This window comes from Chitinophaga rhizophila, assembly GCF_019492185.1.
Classification (GTDB): domain Bacteria; phylum Bacteroidota; class Bacteroidia; order Chitinophagales; family Chitinophagaceae; genus Chitinophaga; species Chitinophaga rhizophila.
In genome coordinates this window covers 1195702-1214096 of sequence record NZ_JAICCF010000002.1, presented here as the reverse complement: position 1 = coordinate 1214096, position 18395 = coordinate 1195702, and the positions used below count along the sequence as shown (strand labels likewise).

The 18395-nt window shown below is 45.2% G+C and carries 12 protein-coding genes; 11 read left to right on the top strand and 1 reads right to left on the bottom strand.

Annotated elements, in window-relative coordinates; genetic code table 11:
* Nucleotides 1-81 precede the first annotated feature (81 nt).
* From K1Y79_RS13865 to K1Y79_RS13815, 11 genes are all read left to right on the top strand, one after another.
* Nucleotides 82-1401, top strand: a complete 1320-nt coding sequence (locus K1Y79_RS13865) for a citrate (Si)-synthase, eukaryotic (protein ID WP_220250681.1) — start codon at nt 82-84, stop codon at nt 1399-1401.
* A 100-nt stretch (nt 1402-1501) separates the two neighbouring features.
* Nucleotides 1502-3613, top strand: a complete 2112-nt coding sequence (gene recG, locus K1Y79_RS13860) for an ATP-dependent DNA helicase RecG (protein WP_220250679.1) — start codon at nt 1502-1504, stop codon at nt 3611-3613.
* Between the two features lie 227 nt (nt 3614-3840).
* On the top strand, nt 3841-7545 hold the full coding sequence (locus K1Y79_RS13855; protein WP_220250677.1) for a DUF7948 domain-containing protein: 3705 nt from the start codon (nt 3841-3843) through the stop codon (nt 7543-7545).
* Between the two features lie 4 nt (nt 7546-7549).
* Complete coding sequence (locus K1Y79_RS13850; protein ID WP_220250675.1) at nt 7550-8572, top strand: PorP/SprF family type IX secretion system membrane protein; 1023 nt, start codon at nt 7550-7552, stop codon at nt 8570-8572.
* Between the two features lie 27 nt (nt 8573-8599).
* Complete coding sequence (locus tag K1Y79_RS13845; protein WP_220250674.1) at nt 8600-10006, top strand: FAD-binding oxidoreductase; 1407 nt, start codon at nt 8600-8602, stop codon at nt 10004-10006.
* A 30-nt stretch (nt 10007-10036) separates the two neighbouring features.
* Complete coding sequence (locus tag K1Y79_RS13840) at nt 10037-10618, top strand: hypothetical protein (protein ID WP_220250673.1); 582 nt, start codon at nt 10037-10039, stop codon at nt 10616-10618.
* A 766-nt stretch (nt 10619-11384) separates the two neighbouring features.
* Nucleotides 11385-12083: an LOG family protein gene (locus K1Y79_RS13835; RefSeq protein WP_220250672.1), complete on the top strand. Its 699-nt coding sequence runs from the start codon at nt 11385-11387 to the stop codon at nt 12081-12083.
* A 35-nt stretch (nt 12084-12118) separates the two neighbouring features.
* Nucleotides 12119-12763: an O-methyltransferase gene (locus K1Y79_RS13830; RefSeq protein ID WP_220250671.1), complete on the top strand. Its 645-nt coding sequence runs from the start codon at nt 12119-12121 to the stop codon at nt 12761-12763.
* 37 nt (nt 12764-12800) lie between these two features.
* Nucleotides 12801-14552, top strand: coding sequence for a glucosaminidase domain-containing protein (locus tag K1Y79_RS13825; protein ID WP_220250670.1), 1752 nt, complete (start codon nt 12801-12803; stop codon nt 14550-14552).
* A gap of 22 nt (nt 14553-14574) precedes the next feature.
* Nucleotides 14575-15123, top strand: a complete 549-nt coding sequence (gene hpt, locus K1Y79_RS13820) for a hypoxanthine phosphoribosyltransferase (RefSeq protein ID WP_220250669.1) — start codon at nt 14575-14577, stop codon at nt 15121-15123.
* 516 nt (nt 15124-15639) lie between these two features.
* The gene (locus K1Y79_RS13815; RefSeq protein WP_220250668.1) at nt 15640-17415 is read left to right on the top strand and encodes a YfbK domain-containing protein; all 1776 of its coding nucleotides are present in this window, start codon (nt 15640-15642) and stop codon (nt 17413-17415) included.
* Nucleotides 17416-17418: 3 nt separating this feature from the next.
* On the opposite strand, the gene K1Y79_RS13810 is transcribed toward K1Y79_RS13815, so the two are convergent.
* On the bottom strand, nt 17419-18393 hold the full coding sequence (locus K1Y79_RS13810) for a class I SAM-dependent methyltransferase (protein WP_236059595.1): 975 nt from the start codon (nt 18391-18393) through the stop codon (nt 17419-17421).
* Between the last annotated feature and the right edge of the window lie 2 nt (nt 18394-18395).

Here is an 18395-nt window from a genome sequence, read left to right as displayed (position 1 = left end):
TAAGCAGCTAAGTTTTTCAACAAATCATTACTTTTGACCATTGATCCGATTTTTGTTACATTACCTAATCAACAGTTTAAAATGGGGTATATAAAAGAAAAATTCAAGGTAAAGGCCGATGAGCTCAATGCGGAAGTAAAGGACCTCGTGAAGAACCATGGCAATAAGAAAATAGAGGATGTTACACTGGCGCAGGTATACCAGGGGATGCGTGGCATCACTGGCCTGGTGACTGAAACATCATTACTGGATGCTAATGAAGGGATCCGCTTCCGTGGGTATTCTATACCGGAACTCAGGGAACAGATGCCAAAAGTAAAAGGAGGTGCGGAGCCTTTACCAGAAGGATTATTTTACCTGATGTTGATAGGAGAGCTCCCTGCAGAGGCAGATGTGCAGCATCTGTCTAACCAATGGGCACGCCGATCTCATGTACCTAATCACGTATTTGCAGCAATCGATGCACTCCCTGTGAGTACTCATCCGATGACCATGTTTACTGTAGGTATCATGGCGCTGCAGACTGAATCTACCTTCGCAAAAGCTTATGCGGAAGGTATGAACAAGAAAGACTACTGGAGCTATATGTATGATGATTCAATGGATCTCATTGCTCGTCTGCCACGTATAGCAGCATATATCTACCGTCGTAAATATAAGAACAACGTTCACATTCAGCCCAATGGCATGCTGGACTGGGCTGGTAACTTCGCACACATGCTGGGTTATGAAGACGAAGGGTTCAAAGAACTGATGCGTCTTTATATGACTATCCACGCTGACCACGAAGGTGGTAACGTAAGTGCGCATACTACTCACCTGGTAGGATCTGCATTGAGCGATGCATACCTGTCATTTGCAGCAGGTATGAATGGTCTGGCTGGTCCGCTGCATGGCCTGGCTAACCAGGAAGTAATCAAATGGATCCTCGAGATGCGTGAAGAGCTGGGTGGTGGTAGCCCTACCAAACAGCAAATTGAAGATTACGTACGTAAAACCCTGTCAGAAGGTAAAGTTGTTCCAGGTTATGGCCACGCAGTATTGCGTAAAACTGACCCTCGCTTTACCGCTCAGATGGAGTTTGCGAAGAAACACCTTGCTGACGACGAACTGGTGAAGATTGTATGGCAGGTATACGAAACAGTACCTCCAATCCTGGAAAGCCTTGGTAAGGTAAAAAACCCATGGCCTAACGTAGATGCACACTCAGGTGCATTGCTGGTACATTATGGCATGGTTGAATACGAATTTTACACAGTATTATTCGGTGTATCCCGCGCACTGGGAGTATTAGCTTCCCTGTGTTGGGACCGCGCACTCGGATTCTCTCTTGAAAGGCCAAAATCTGTTACAACCGAATGGATGAAACAGTTTGTTGCCGGTAAAGTAGAAGCTGAGTAACCGACATTTGTCAATAAATTGCTGAAAGGTAAATAGCATATGCTATTTACCTTTTATTTTTGTAGCCTGCTTAAGAGATATATTTTGTGGATCGACAACAATGGACTTTAGGAACGCCATATTATCAAACCCGATAGAATACCTGAAGGGAGTAGGCCCGCAGCGTGGAGAACTGCTGCGAAAGGAAATAGGTGTACATACCTTCCGGGATCTCCTGTATTATTATCCATTCAGATATGTGGATCGTACAAATGTGGAAAAGATTATCAGTCTGCATATGCAGATGGATTATGTACAGATCCGTGGAAAAATAACCCGTCTCGAAGTCATAGGTGATAAGCGTGCAAAAAGATTGGTAGCTACCTTACGGGATGATACCGGTGAGATATCCCTGGTATGGTTTCAAGGATGGCAGTGGATGGAGAAGTCACTGCAAACCAATGTGTATTATCTCGTTTTCGGGAAGATATCTGTTTTTAATGGCTATTTACAGATGTCTCATCCAGAAATGGATCTCGTCACTGAAGAAACAGCGCAAGGGAAGCAATTCCTGGAGCCAGTCTACTATACTACTGAAAAGCTGAAAGCACGTGGTTTAACCGCCAAAGCAATAGGTAAACTTACCAAAAGCCTGTTGGAGCAATTGTCTCCGGGAGAAATCCCTGAAAACATTCCAGTGTCTATCCTGCAACAGTACCGGTTAATGGATCGATCCAGGGCACATTTCAAGATTCACCTCCCGGTAAATGAGGAAGATGCTAACATGGCCCGCCGCCGGCTCAAATTTGAAGAACTATTTATTGCCCAGATAAGGATCTGCCGGTTAAAAATCAGGCGGCAGCAGTTATCTCACGGTTTTGTATTTAATGTTGTTGGCGATGCATTTAAGACGTTCTATGATCACCATCTCCCTTTCTCACTGACAGGCGCTCAGAAAAGAGTATTGAAAGAAATTCGTCAGGATACCGCCACGGGGCGGCAGATGAACCGGCTTATTCAGGGAGATGTGGGTAGTGGCAAAACGATGGTGGCCCTGCTGACAATGCTGCTGGCGGTAGATAATGGTTTCCAGGCATGCCTGATGGCACCAACAGAGATATTATCCCAACAGCACTACAAGAGTATATCAGAACTGCTGATACACATGCCGGTAAAAGTAGCCCTGCTGACTGGCAATGTAAAGGGAAAAGCACGTAAACAGATATTAAAAGACACAGAAGAAGGTACTATACATATACTCATCGGTACACATGCCCTGCTGGAAAACCAGGTAATATTCAAGAATCTGGGAATGGCCATTGTCGATGAGCAACATCGGTTTGGTGTGGCGCAACGTGCGCGCCTGTGGCAAAAGAACACAATACCGCCTCATATACTTGTCATGACAGCAACACCTATTCCCCGGACGCTGGCCATGACCGTGTATGGCGATCTTGATGTATCAGTCATAGACGAACTGCCACCCGGACGTAAGCCCATTACTACTGTACATCGTACAGAGTTCCAGCGTCCGCAGGTAATGGATTTTATCAAAGAAGAAGTCCGCAAAGGGCGGCAGGCATATATCGTATACCCATTGATAGAAGATTCTGAGACGCTTGATTATGAAAACCTGATGAAAGGTTATGAGGAAGTGAAGGCTTTTTTCCCTGAACCTCAGTACTATATCAGTATGGTACATGGGAGACAGCCGGTAGATATGAAGGAAACAAATATGCAGCGTTTCGTTAATGGTGATACACAGATCATGGTAGCCACCACGGTGATAGAGGTAGGTGTAAATGTGCCTAATGCTTCTGTCATGGTCATCGAGAGCACCGAGCGCTTCGGTCTATCACAGTTGCACCAGCTGCGTGGACGTGTAGGCCGTGGTGCAGAACAGTCATTTTGTATTCTGATGACCGGCAATAAAGTCGGCGCTGATTCAAAAGAAAGAATCCAGGTAATGGTCCAGACAAATGATGGTTTTGTCATATCCGAAAAAGATATGGAATTGCGTGGTCCTGGAGATATTGAGGGTACCCGCCAGAGCGGGTTACTTGACCTGAAACTGGCAGACATTGTAGAGGACCGGCCCATTCTGGAAGCAGCCCGTGCCAGTGCGGAGAAATTACTACAGGAAGACCCGGACCTGTCAATGCCTGAGAATCAAGCCTTACAGCAGTTTCTGGCTGCTCAGCAAGGAAAATCTCAGTGGAGTAAAATTTCCTGAGCCACTTTTACGTTTATTATCTATATGCGCCCCGGCTAATCGGTATAAGGACTTTCATTAAACTCCGGCATGCTTCCGCCATCTTAATATTATTGCCGCCGGTGTTTTGGGGATGATACTACAAAGTGATTTGGCGCTGTTATTGCGGTAACAAATGTACCGTCGTCTGCGTTATTACAATACAATAGTGATAAAGAACTAGGAATAAACATTTTAAATCTACTCCGTTGAATTTTACTTTCCCTATAGGCTGCTTAGCTTTCCTTTTTTCGCTTTTCGCAAGCGTAACAGCTGGTGCACAGGCGCAGGTACAGGAATTTTACGATAATAAACCGCTGCAGTTCACAGAGAATAAAGGACAGTGGGACGGTGACTTCCTTTACAAAACAGATATGGGAGGAGGCGCTGCATTCCTCAAACGTACTGGTTTCAGATTTTTGCTGCAGGATAAAAAGCAACGTGACCAATTGGCAGAGAGGATTCATGGTCATTCCCATGGAGGTGGCGATACTACCTGGCATCCGGAACCAAATCCTGTTCGCAATAGTAACGTACGTACTACTGCGACAGCTACTACCAATACGTCTACCACTGATGGTAACAGCGATTTGCCCCTGCCGGTAGTACGCGGACATGCTTATGAAGTAACTTTTCTCAATGCCGGTAATCCGGTAATATCTGCAGAAAAGGCATCTGAAAGCTATGTTAATTACCTTGTTGGTAATGATCCTTCCAAATGGAAATCAAATATCAAATCCTATCAGCTGATAAACTATAAAGATCTGTACCCTGGTATAGATATGCAGGTGTATTCTGAAGCTTCAGTACTGAAATATGACCTGATCGTACAGCCAGGAGCTGATCCTGCTGTTGTTCAATTGGAATATACCGGCGCTGATAAACTGGAGATTAAAAAAGAACAGCTTTATATTACAACCTCCGTTGGTACTGTCATTGAACAAATGCCTTTTGCATACCAGTTTATTGACAACGAGCGTGTGCCCGTCAAAGTGTCTTATGCATTAAGTGGTAAGAAGCTGCGTTTTAAAGTATCCGGAAAATATGACAATGATTATCCGTTGATTATTGATCCTTCGTATATCTTTTCTACCGTTTCCGGTTCAGTTGCTGACAACTGGGGCTTTACTGCTACCTATGACGGAGCTGGTAATTTTTATGGTGGCGGCGTTGTTTTCAATGTTGGTTATCCGGTTACTCCAGGCGCTGTTCAAAGCACTTACGGCGATGGTGGTTTTGATATTGGTATTAGCAAATTTTCCTCTAATGGCCGTAACCTGATTTATGCTACTTACCTGGGTGGTGGCGGAAAAGAGCAGCCACATAGCCTGTTCGTAGATCCTAATGGTAATCTGGTAATTTCTGGTAGAACAAACTCGGGTAACTTCCCTGGTCCAAATAACGGACAGCCAACAGTTGTTGGCACCCGCGGCGGCTGGGATATCTCTGTAACTAAACTGAATGCCACGGGTACAGGTATTATTGGTTCCATGATTGTAGCCAGTCCGGGAGATGACGGTATGAATATCCGCGAAGACCGAACACTGGGACCTTCTGTATTACTGCGCAACTATGGTGATGATGCACGCAGCGAAGTAGTAATAGATGATGCAGGAAGTGTGTATGTAGCCAGTTGTACCCGGTCAGATAGATTTCCGGTTACTCCCGGAGTATTTCAGTCTTCATTTGGTGGTGTACAGGATGGTGTACTCCTAAAATTTAATAATGACTGTACTAATCTTCTATGGGCGAGTTACCTTGGCGGTAGCAGAGAAGATGCCGCCTATGTCCTTGCACTGAATGGTACTAACTCGTTATACGTTGCCGGCGGTACTGCCAGTAACAATTTCCCTATCAGAGGTAATGCACTATATAGCACCTATCGTGGTGGTATCTGTGACGGTTTCATTGCACATATCAGTACTGATGGTACCAGTATCCTGCAGAGTACTTATCTGGGCGCTAATACAGTAGCAGCAGATCAGGTATATGGTATACAGCTGGATGCGCGTGGCTTTGTGTATGTAATGGGTACCACTGAAGGCACCTGGCCTATTGTTCAACCTACAGGGACTTCAAATTTCTATAACGACAACTCTAAACAGTTCATTGCTAAGTTGCAGCCCGATCTGTCAGCATTTGTATATTCAACCACCTTTGGTAAATCAGCTTCTACGCCAAGTATTTCGCCGGTAGCGTTCCTGGTAGACCGTTGTGAGAACGTGTATGTTTCCGGATGGGGCGGTGGCATTGACGTGGAGCTGAATTATCCGAACTCTAATACGAACGGACTGCCGTTGAAAAGTCCCTTACAGCGTACGACAGACGGTCAGGACTTTTACTTCTTTGTATTACAGCGCGATGCAACTGACATACTATTTGGTAGTTATTTCGGTGGTAATGGTACCTACGAGCACGTTGACGGAGGTACCAGCCGTTTTGACCGTAATGGCGTAATCTATCAGGGTATTTGTGCATGGTGCCCTGTTGGAGGGCAGACCGGTGGTTTTAGACCTCGTTATCCTACTACTCCGGGTGCTTATGCTACCAGTGCTCCGCCAAATTGTAATCTGGGTGCCTTAAAGATTGCATTTAATCTTGACGGTGTAAGAGCAGGGATCAAAACATTGGAAAGAAGAACAAACTATTGCGTGCCGGCTACAATTACTTTCATTGATACTACCGGAACGCCTGCACAGACCTGGACCTGGAACTTTGGTGATGGTTCTGCTCCTGTAGTTGGAACGAACGATACTATTCAACACACTTACAGCGATCCTGGTAATTACAGGGTGAGATTGGTAAAATGCGATCCTGCCAGCTGTAATAGCTGCGATACTGCCGTAATGGATCTACGTATCCGTACAGACAGAGCTATATTCGATATGGAAGCAGTTCGTCAGCCGCCATGTGAAGCATTAACTTATCAGTTCTCATTCACAGCGCCTACACCTGCACGTCCATTTACAGATACATCTTTTGTACTGAACTTTGGGGATAATAGCCCGGCAGTAAGGGTAGGGCCTAATTCTTTCCCGATCTCACATCGGTACCAGGCTGAAGGTGTATATAATGCAACGCTGACATTGGTAGATAGCAACTATTGTAATGCACCTCAGGTTGATACTGTGCTATTACGTGTAGCTGCCAATGTAAGAGCATCGTTCGTTGCACCTGATAGTACCTGTGTACCTGCAACAATTGAGTTTCAGAATACAACCAGTGGTGGTGAAACTTTCACCTGGAACTTCGGAGATGGCAGCGCTGTTTCTACAGATGTAAATCCTGTGCATACTTACAACAATCCCGGAGTATATACTGTAACCATGCAAGCTGTGGATAATAACACCTGCAACAGAACGGATGATACTTCAATGGTGATCACTGTGTTCCCGCCGCCAACAGCTGACTTTGCCTACACGCCTAACACGCCAACTGAGAATACGCCAACAACGTTCAGTAATCAGTCTTCTCCTGACGCCATTAGTTTCTCATGGGAATTTGGTGATGGTCTGGGTTCAACAGAAGTAAATCCTGTGCATCAGTACAACAGGACAGGCGTATATGATGTATATCTGGTATCCACAAACAGTGCGGGTTGTACGGATACGGCCCACAAGCAGGTGAGTGCTATCGTAATACCGCTGTTTGATATTCCGTCCGCCTTCTCGCCAAACAGAGACGGAGTGAACGATGTATTCCTGGTAAGAGGGTTTGGTATTGCCAGGTTCAATATGAAGATTTATAACCGTTGGGGGCAGATGGTATTTGAAACAAATGATGCCTTAATAGGATGGGATGGTTCTTTCAAAGGTTCCATTCAACCTATGGATGCCTATGCATTTGTAATCAACGTAGAGTTTAGTGATGGTACTTCAGCAACTAAGAACGGAAGCGTAACCTTGTTAAGATGATGATATGAAGCATATTTTAAGACATATCGCCGGTTGTTTGATGTTGTTAACCGCAGCATTGGAAAGTCATGCGCAGGATCTGCATTTTTCGCAGTATTTCAATTCACCGCTGACAACCAACCCTGCCAATACCGGATTTATTCCTGACGGGAATTACCGTATTGGCGTCAATTATCGTAATCAGTGGGCAAGTATCCCCGTACCTTATAAAACTATGTCAGCATTTGGCGACTTCCAGTTGTTTCGTGACCGGCTGGAGTATGGTTGGTTAGGGGTAGGTGGGGTGATACTAAGAGACGTGGCAGGTAGCGGTAACCTCACCTCTACAAAGGTTTATGGTTCCATTGCTTATCACCAGCTATTGGGAAATAGTAGCTTGCTGTCACTCGGTTTTAATGTAGGATCTGCAAACAAGAGAGTAGATGTTGCCAAACTCACCTTCGGGGATCAGTGGAATGGGAAATTCTTTGATTCACAGGTGCCCACAGCCGAGCCATTCAGCCAGACCAGCATTTCCTATTTTGATATGCAGGTCGGTATGAACTATGCCTACTTTCCTACGGATGATATCTATATCAATGCAGGATTTTCTGCGCAACATGTTAATACGCCGAGGGAAACCTTCTATAATGGCAATAATCAGATACCTCGCCGCTATATCGCCTTCCTGAATGCCAGTTTGAAGCTTAGCGATATGGTAATTGTTAACCCTTCTGCTTATTACGGCAGGCAAGCAGGCGCTTCTGAGACAGTATTCGGTGGTAACCTGGCTTATAACCTGTCAGGGGATGGACAGACGCAATTATACGGAGGCGCATATTACCGTATGAGTGATGCTGCTATATTCCTGGTGGGCTATCAGCTGAAAGGCGCGAAGATCATGTTCAGTTACGATGTGACCACCTCTTCTATGGCACAGTTTAATAATCGCCGTGGTGCATATGAACTGGGTATTGTATTTACCGGTCTGTATCCTAACCGTAGTTTTTCAGGAGCCAGAAGATCAGTTATCTGCCCTTCTTTTTAACAGGGCGCTTTTTCCTATTTTTGTTACATGATCGAATTTGCGAAAGTCAATACCCGTCATCTCGAAGCATTTCGGGAGATTGTTGGGGCAACATACGTAGTAGCTGATACAGAAGGTCTGGATAGCTACGCACACGACGAAACAGAAGATTTACATTACCTTCCTGAGGTTGTGCTAAAGCCCGATACTACTGAACAGCTGAGCCGTATTATGCGGCTATGTCAGCAGGAAAAGCTGCCAGTCACACCCCGTGGCGGTGGTACCGGTCTAAGCGGTGGTGCCTTACCACAGTTCGGTGGTGTGCTCATATCAATGGAAAGGTTCAACAGAATACTTGACCTGGACGATAGAAATCTGCAGGTCACTACTGAACCAGGCGTTATCACAGAGGTACTCCAGGATGCTGTAAAAGAAAGAGGACTATTTTACCCACCCGACCCTAGTAGCCGGGGTTCCTGTTTTATCGGTGGTAATATCGCTGAAAACTCTGGCGGCCCTAAAGCTGTTAAGTATGGAGTGGTAAAAGATTACGTACTGAACCTGGAATTAGTACTGCCCTCTGGGGATGTTATCTGGACAGGTGCAAATGTGCTTAAAAACGCTACAGGCTACAATCTGACCCAACTTGTAGTGGGCAGCGAGGGTACACTAGGTATTGTTACTAAAATAGTGCTCCGCCTGATTCCCCTACCCAAATTCAATTTGCTTATGCTGGCTCCCTTTCAGTCAGCTGAAAATGCATGTGCGGCAGTAAGCGCTATCTTCCGGGCTGGTTTTACACCTTCAGCAATGGAGTTCATGGAAAGAGATGCGCTGGATTGGGTAAGCCGCTATGTAGATAGCAGTATCGTGAAGATCGAAGACGATGTGAAGGCGCATCTGCTCATAGAAGTAGATGGTAATTATCCGGAGGTATTGATGCAGGAGATGGAAGGAATAGCAGGCGTGGTTACGGAATTTGACTGCGGAGAGATCCTTTTCGCAGAAGATCATCAGCAAAAGGAAGAACTCTGGAAGCTACGTCGCCGTGTGGCTGAAGCAGTAAAAGCTAACTCGGTATATAAGGAGGAAGATACTGTAGTACCGAGAGCTGAACTGCCAATATTGCTAAAGGGCGTCAAAGATATCGGACGTAAATACGGATTTCATTCAGTGTGTTACGGGCATGCCGGCGACGGCAACCTGCATGTTAATATCATCCGGGGAGAACTGACAGAAGAACAATGGAACGGTACATTAAAGGAAGGTATCCGCGAAATCTTCCTGCTGGTGAAACAGTTAGGAGGTACTATCAGTGGAGAACATGGAATAGGCCTGGTACAGAAAAGCTATATGGATATTATATTCGATAATACCTCTATGCAGCTGATGCGGCAAATAAAACAGGTATTCGATCCAAACCATATACTGAACAGGGGAAAGATATTTGATTGATGATATAAACCATTTAAAAGGAACAGTACTATGAAACGTTTACTGCTTTGTTTTTTACTGTTATCTGCCGTGCAACTGACGCAGGCACAGTACTATAAAACAGACACCGTTCAGAGAAGAGGCTTTGATCCTTCCCGCCTGATTATAGGCGGTAACCTCGGACTAGCATTCGGAGATTTTACTAATATCAATATATCCCCAATGGTTGGGTACCGTATATCCCAACTGTTTGGCGCTGGTCTATCCATCAACGCCCAATATGGTTCGGAGCGTTTTCGTGATTTCTACGGTAATACCGGTCAGCGTAATCAGTATTCTATATTTGGCGGTGGGGTTTGGGGCCGTGTCTATCCTTTAGACTTTCTTTTTATTCATATTCAGCCTGAATATAATAAAGTAAGCCTGAAAAGCACTTATTACGATACTGATCCAAAGACAATTGTCAAAGATAACTATGGAGTTCCCAGTCTGCTGATGGGTGGTGGTTACACACAACCCGTTGGTGGCCGTGCGGCGTTCAGTGTCATGGCACTATACGATGTATTGCAGGATAACAGGTCTCCCTATCAAAATGGCTTAATCCTGCGCATGGGCGCTTCTCTGGGCTTCTAACACGAGGATTTTATTACTTCTAGGGACATGGGCGTACAACCACTGTTATCCAATATTCGTAGGTAGCATAACTTTTTACCGTTTACTTAGTTATTTTCTAAATCTTAGCATGGGACGTTCCAATTATAGGAATGCCCCATGCTTTTTTTGTTGCCTAAGGCTATCAGCAGGAATACAGGCAGATTTATCCAATAACGAATTACCAATTCTTTATTCCTAATCTCAAAGATTATCTGTATTTTAAGTAAAAATTCCCCCTTCCCTCCAATCAAAGGGGAGCTCGTTGTGAAAACTAAACCACGTTATATGAAAACACTGTACTGTGTAAAGTCCTGCTATTGCAGGCTACTAATATTACATCACTAAACTTGGAAGTAACAAAAGCATTAAACGTTATACGTTATGGCCAGCTATGGATAAAAATTATGTGGTATGTCAAACAACGGCAACTACATGTTCATAACGTGTTAAATGTTAAGCGGGTTTCTTTCAAGTTACCTGCTTCTTTTTAACTGTCACACTGAAAGTTTGAGGCAATGTATAGCCATTGCCAGCCTTCCTATGTTATTTAGTACGATGACGCCACACACAATGTTAACGTAAATATCGGTAAACTGGTACAGAAAAACACGGTCTCCTCCCTACGTCTCCATAGGTAATTTAGCCTTATTTACACGCTCCACTCATATAGTTATCTACCTCACCAGCATGTCGCTAGGCAGTTTTTCAGTATTTTAGCCCAATTAATGAACAAATACTCTCAGTAATGAACGATCGTTTAATGCATTTGAAAGAGAGAGACTGGACAGAAACCAAAGCCCACTCCAGTTGGCAGATATTTAAGATCATGGCCGAATTTGTAGATGGCTTTGAGTCTCTCGCTAAAATAGGCCCCTGCATCTCTATATTCGGATCAGCACGGACTAAGCCCGGCAGCAAATATTACGAACTGGCACATGATGTCGCAAAACGGCTGGCAGAAGAAGGCTTCGGTATTATCACAGGCGGTGGTCCCGGCGTTATGGAAGCTGCTAACAAAGGCGCTCAGGAAGCAAAGGGTAAGTCCGTTGGTGTGAATATCACACTGCCACATGAACAATACCCCAACCCCTATATTGACCACGATAAAAACATGCACTTCGACTATTTCTTTATCCGTAAAGTGATGTTTACCAAATATTCCCAAGGCTTTATCATGATGCCCGGCGGCTTTGGTACTATGGATGAGTTTTTCGAGGTCGCTACCCTGATACAGACCAAAAAGATGACCGAGACTCCAATGGTACTGGTAGGCCGCGAATACTGGAGCGGACTGCTGGAATGGATCCGCAGCACCATGATGGAAAAGGAAAGCAATATCTCCCCCGAAGATCTCGGCCTGCTCAAACTGTTTGATACTGTTGACGAAGTAGTCGAATACTTCAGGGTATTCTATACTACCAACAAGTTGCGCCCTAACTTCTAGGATTTATTGACATATTTTTGCAAAAATTATACAACATGGATATAATTCCTGCTGCTGTAGAAGCGTTTGCAGAAAGATATACTACTCCTGAGACGGGATTGCTTAAGCGCCTGAACCGGGAAACTAACCTGAAGGTGGACCAGCCACATATGCTGAGCGGACACCTTCAGGGACAGTTCCTGAGTCTGGTTAGTCATATGTTACAGCCACAACGCATACTCGAGCTGGGAACATATACTGGCTATTCTGCCATTTGTCTTGCGCAGGGACTTCGGGAAGGCGGTATACTGCATACCATCGACATCAACGAGGAAAGAGAAGACATGTGCCTGCGGTATTTTCAGGAAGCAGGACTATCGCAGAAAATCAAAATGCACATCGGCAAGGCTGCCGAGATTATCGACAGCCTCAATGACACCTTCGACCTGGTATTCATAGATGCAGATAAAGCAGGGTATGAACGATACTATGACCAGGTATGGAATAAAATAAGGCCAGGGGGATTTATACTTGCAGATAACGTACTCTTTCACGGAGAAACGCTTGCTGAACCATCTAAGCAAAGTAATAATGCTAAGGCAATGATCAGTTTTTGTGAAAAAGTAGCTGCTGATGGCAGGGCGGAACAGTTATTGCTAACGCTGAGAGACGGTTTGCTGATCATCAGAAAGATAAACTGATCACAGCAACTAACCACACCCATTAAACTCACCATTCATGCAACTAAGGAGATCCATTTTAGTGTGTAGCTTTTTGTTTGGCTCCATATCATTGCTGAAGGCACAGTCCCAGACACCGCAACAATATATTGCGAAGTTCAAGGATATTGCTATCAGCGAGATGCAACGTAGCGGAGTTCCCGCATCCATTAAGCTGGCGCAGGGCATCCTCGAAACACAGTCCGGCAATGGCTGGCTGGTACAAAACTCTAATAATCACTTCGGTATCAAATGTAAAAATAACTGGACGGGAGAAAGTGTACGCTATGACGACGATGCCCGCCAGGAATGCTTTCGCAAATACAATAGTGCTGCCGATTCCTACAAGGACCATTCTGACTTCCTCCGGAATAATCCAAGATATGCCTTCCTCTTTCAGTTTCAGGAAGAGGATTACAAGTCCTGGGCCTACGGATTGAAACAAGCTGGATATGCAACCAGCTCAACTTATCCACAACAGCTTATCAAACTTATTGAAGATTATAACCTCCAGCAATATACCCTTGAAGGCGAAGGTGTTGCTAAAACTGGTAGCAACGGTTCAAAGACCGGTGAGGAAATGGTAGGTTACAAACCTGTTAAACCAGCTACTCCTGCTCCGGTTACAACCAAGCCAGCCGGAATATCTGTAACAACAGCTCCTAAAGGTATCTTCCAGATCAATAACCGTAAGGTAATCGCTGTACCTGCTGGAACCTCCCTGATCCAGCTGGCGAATGAGCGTGATATCAAACTCAGAAACCTGGTACACTACAATGACCTGGACAACGATAACCCGCTTAGAAAAGACAGTTACATCTTCCTGCAAAAGAAAGCTAAATCAGGCAAGAATGATTATCATACAGTAGCGCCGGGTGAAACAATGTATGATATCGCCCAGGCAGAAGGTATTCAGCTTCGTTGGTTACGTCGCCGTAATAAAATGAAAGAAGGGCAGGAGCCTGAAGTAGGTGAACGACTCGCCCTGGCCGGCTATGCCAGTAAGGTACCCAGGCTGGCCAAGAATCCTCCACCGGAGGATCCGACAATTGGTGACCTTGATCCTGGAAAAATTATGGATGATGTAAGGGCAGAAATTGAAAGAGAGAGACAGGAAGAAATGGCAATGCAACAGGCTGATGAAGAACGCCGGCAGAAAGAAGCTGCTGCTAAAAGCAACCTGCCTGCTGGTATGATGGACGATCTGAAAAAACTAGGTGAAGTAAAGACTCAGGGAGGTACAACTCCAGCTACGCCTGTTGCCACTAAACCGGCAACAAGCCAGCCGGCTACTCCGGCGCCAACTACACAGCCGCCGGCACAGCCTGTATCTTCTGCCAGTCCACAGCCTACCGGTACTACACCTGCTGTTCCTTCTCAGACAACGCCTGCAACGTCACCTTCGCAGCCTGTTTATACCTCCCGTCCTGATAATACCACTTCCACGGGGGAAGAACCAGCCAGTCCGGTGACAACAAATCCTGCTCCTGCTGCTGGCACACCCGCTGCAGCACCTGCAAGACCTGTAACAACACCGGCACAACCAATAGCGTCCCAGCCGGGTTCGTCTACAGGTACTCCGGCAGATTCTCCCTCGAAAGCAGGACCGATCAGGGAAGGTAACTCACTGTATCACGAAGTGCAGACAAAAGAAACACTGTATAGCATTTCAAAGAAATATAATGTGTCCATTGAGCAGCTGCGTCAGTGGAACAACCTTGAAACATTTGATATTAAAATAGGACAACGGCTTTTAGTCGGTAAAATCTAAAACAATCGTAAATCGGAATCGCATGTCTGTAATCCAGGTACATGATAAACAGTTTGAACCATACATCACCGCTGAACAATTACAACAGCGCATACAGGAACTGGCTACTGCAATGAATAATGATCTGAAAGGTGAAAAGCCTTTATTCATTGCTATCCTTAACGGCTCGTTCATGTTTGCAGCAGATGTATTCAAGTATCTTACTATCGATGCAGAAATCTCTTTTATTAAACTGGCCTCCTATAAAGGAATGAAATCAACAGGTAATGTAGTACAGGCAATAGGACTTGATGAAGACCTGTATGGCCGTACAGTAGTTATCCTGGAAGATATTGTTGATACAGGTAAAACACTGAGTCAGTTCCTCCCGCAACTGGAACATCAGCAGCCTAAAAAGCTGATAGTGGCAGCCCTGCTCACTAAACCTGACGCCATGGTGCATCCTATCAAGATTGATTATCTCGGTTTTTCTGTACCTAATAAGTTTCTGTTAGGCTATGGATTGGATTACGATGGACTGGGAAGGAACTTGCCGGAAATATATAAACTGGTAGAGAATAATCAGGGATAAGTGATTAGTAATCAATAATAATACTTGCGGCACATACCAATATCTGGTAGTCGTTGCAACAGGTAGTATTAAATTGACCATAAGTATTAACATGAAAGGCGGCCTACTGGTCGCCTTTCATGCTTTTAGCTACCCGGATCTTCTCTTCGTCTGCTCAGGTCTTTGGCTGTTTTCAACAGGGTAGGCTGAATTATCGTTACGTCTTCGATGAGTGTCTTATTCCATCCCGTTACCAATAGGTCACCAAAAGGGCACTTCAATATCCCCCCGATATCGAAGTGCCCTTTTGGTGACCTATTAGTGTCGCAGCTGTATGAAGATGAAAGGGAAGATTGACCGAATCTGAAGCCATTTCCCGAACGGATTTCTCATAATGATCCATTAACAAAAATGGTCAGTTACTTCCCAGGTAAAGCCCTGTTTTCCGGAAGCGCGCTACTGCGTGCAGAAATCCTGATGGCTAATTCCCCATTCCTGATTCTTTTCCCTTAAATTTATATCACTGATACAATTACGATGAAAAGCCCCATCTTCATCCCCTGTCTGTTTATCCTTCTGCCGGTAACTGCGCAGAAGATATGGATTTCGGGTGCCGTAGAAGATAGCATTTCGCATAATCCGGTGGCAGGGGTAAGCATCGCCATCGCTAATGATACCACCAATTGTACTACCAATCAATATGGGCTATTCCGGATAGAAGTACCTTCTAAAGAAACTGTATTATGCTTCCGGCATGGTCAGTATAACCCTAAACAGATAGCTGCAGGCGCTTATAGCCGTATGCTCATTCAACTGAGTCCTCGTGAAGGAGCAGTAGATGATCCTGTTAAGAAGGCGAAAGCTATTGCCCGCGAGCGCTCTTCCAATGGTTCCAATCCCAATTACGGCAATGTGCTGATGGGTACCAGGGCTTTCTTCGATGAGACCTATGGTACGCTCTATGAGAATAAGTTCCTGCCCGCTGCAGACAGGTTGCCTTCCATGTTTGCTGTTGATGTAGATAGAGCAGCCTATAGTAACATCCGCCGGTTTGTAAAGTTGAAGGAACGCATCCCTGCCAATGCAGTGCGTATTGAAGAAATGGTCAATTACTTTCATTATCATTATCCACTGCCTCCCGCCGGACAAACACTTGCTATTTACAGCAACTACGCTACCTGCCCATGGGCAGAAGACCATCGTTTATTACAGATTGCGGTGAGAGGTACAGCGATGAACAATGACAGCCTGCCTCCCAGTAATCTTGTGTTCCTCATAGATGTTTCCGGTTCTATGGCTATGCCCAATAAACTACCGCTGTTACAGGCGGCTTTCCGCATCCTGGTCAATAACCTGAGAAGTACCGACCATGTTGCTATTGTAGCCTATGCAGGTGTACCAGGCGTCATCCTTCCCAGTACCCCCGGAAGTGAGAAAAACAAGATCATGAATGCCATAGATTATCTCAGCGCCGGCGGAGCTACAGCAGGTGAAGCCGGCATTAAACTGGCTTACCAGATAGCAGAGGAAAACTTTATAGAAGGAGGTAATAACCGGGTGATTATGGCTACGGATGGAGACTTCAACGTCGGACAAACCAGCGATCATGATATGGAGCAACTCATATTAGGAAAAAAGAAGAGTGGGGTGATGCTTACCTGTCTAGGATTTGGAATGGGAAATTATAAAGATTCCAAATTGGAGACCTTGTCCAGTAAAGGAAATGGCAATTTTGCCTATATAGATAATCTGGAGGAGGCCAACAAGATCTTTGCCCGGGAATTTGGCAGTACTTTGTTCACTATAGCAAGAGATGTTCAGGCGAATATCGTGTTCAACCCGCAGACAGTAAAATCCTATCGCCTGATAGGATATGAAAATAAAGTTATTAATGACAAAGACACTGTAGACAGCCGGATATCCGGTGGTATTATGGGGGCCGGACACTGTGCCGTTGCCTTATATGAGATTGAGCCACATGAAGGGGGACGGAGAGGTATGGAGGGAGAGGGCTTACTGGCAACCGTGCAGCTGACATACAGGGAGGCGGCCGATACTTCACTCAGGACGCTGACGCGTAATATTCCTGACAGGATGACGACTTTCCAGCATGCAAGTGATGATTTCCGGTTTTCCAGTGCTGTTGCCCTGACGGGCATGTTACTGCGGAAGTCGGCCTACAAGGGTACAGGCTCCTGTCACATGGTAATGGACATCGCTAAAAAAGCGTTAGGTGATGATCCCGGAGGATACCGCCGGGAGTTCATCACCTTATTAAAAGAGCTTAAAAAGTCAGGCAATCTGGCGCAATAGCCTTTACCGGACGATCCGGTAACACTTTCTGATCAGCTTCTGCTGAAAGTCAAACGGAATAGTCTGAGCAGTAATATCCTTGATGTCAGATGCCAGGATACGGTCTGCTTCCAGCGCAAAGCGGCGGTAGTTATTACTGAAGTATATTACACCGCCAGGTTTGGTGGCAGCCAATACCTTATTAAGTATCACGACATGATCCCGCTGGATATCCAGAAACTCTTTCATTCTCTTACTATTGGAGAATGTAGGAGGATCCAGTACTACGAGGTCGAACGTTTCTGCTGGCAGGGTATCGAGATATTGGAGCACATCGGCATGTACAAATTTATGCTTGCTGACGTCAAAGTTATTGATCCGCATATTCTCTTCTGCCCAGGCCAGGTAAGTTTTAGACAAGTCTACAGAAGTTACTTCTGCCGCGCCGCCTGCTGCCGCATAGACGGAGAAGGAGCCAGTATAACAGAAGAGATTCAGTATTTTTTTTCCGGCAGATTGTTCTCTGACCATACCTCGGGTAATACGGTGATCGAGGAAAAGGCCGGTATCCAGGTAGTCTGACAGGTTGACTTTGAAGTTCAGGCCAGCTTCCTGTACAATCATCTCGTGGCTCTCAAAAGATAGCTTTTCATACTGTTCCTGCCTGCTGGCTTTACGTTGGCGTTGCTTCACAAACACTTTCTCCAATGGAACTTCCAGTACTTTAGCGATTACTTCGAGGCAAAGGTCCAGCCATTCCTCATGTGCTTCTTCTTCCATACCATGTGCCCGGTGGTATTCTGCTACGTAGATATGATCTTCATACAGTTCTATACTGAAAGGAAATTCTGGAATATCATCATCGTATACCCGGAAGCAGGTAATATTCTGCCGGCGAGCTGTCTTGCGAAGATGTCGGAACACCTTTACCAGCCGGTTTTCTAGCATCTGTAATTTGGAAGGATCGAACATGTTACCTGTAAAAAGTAAAAAATGCAAAG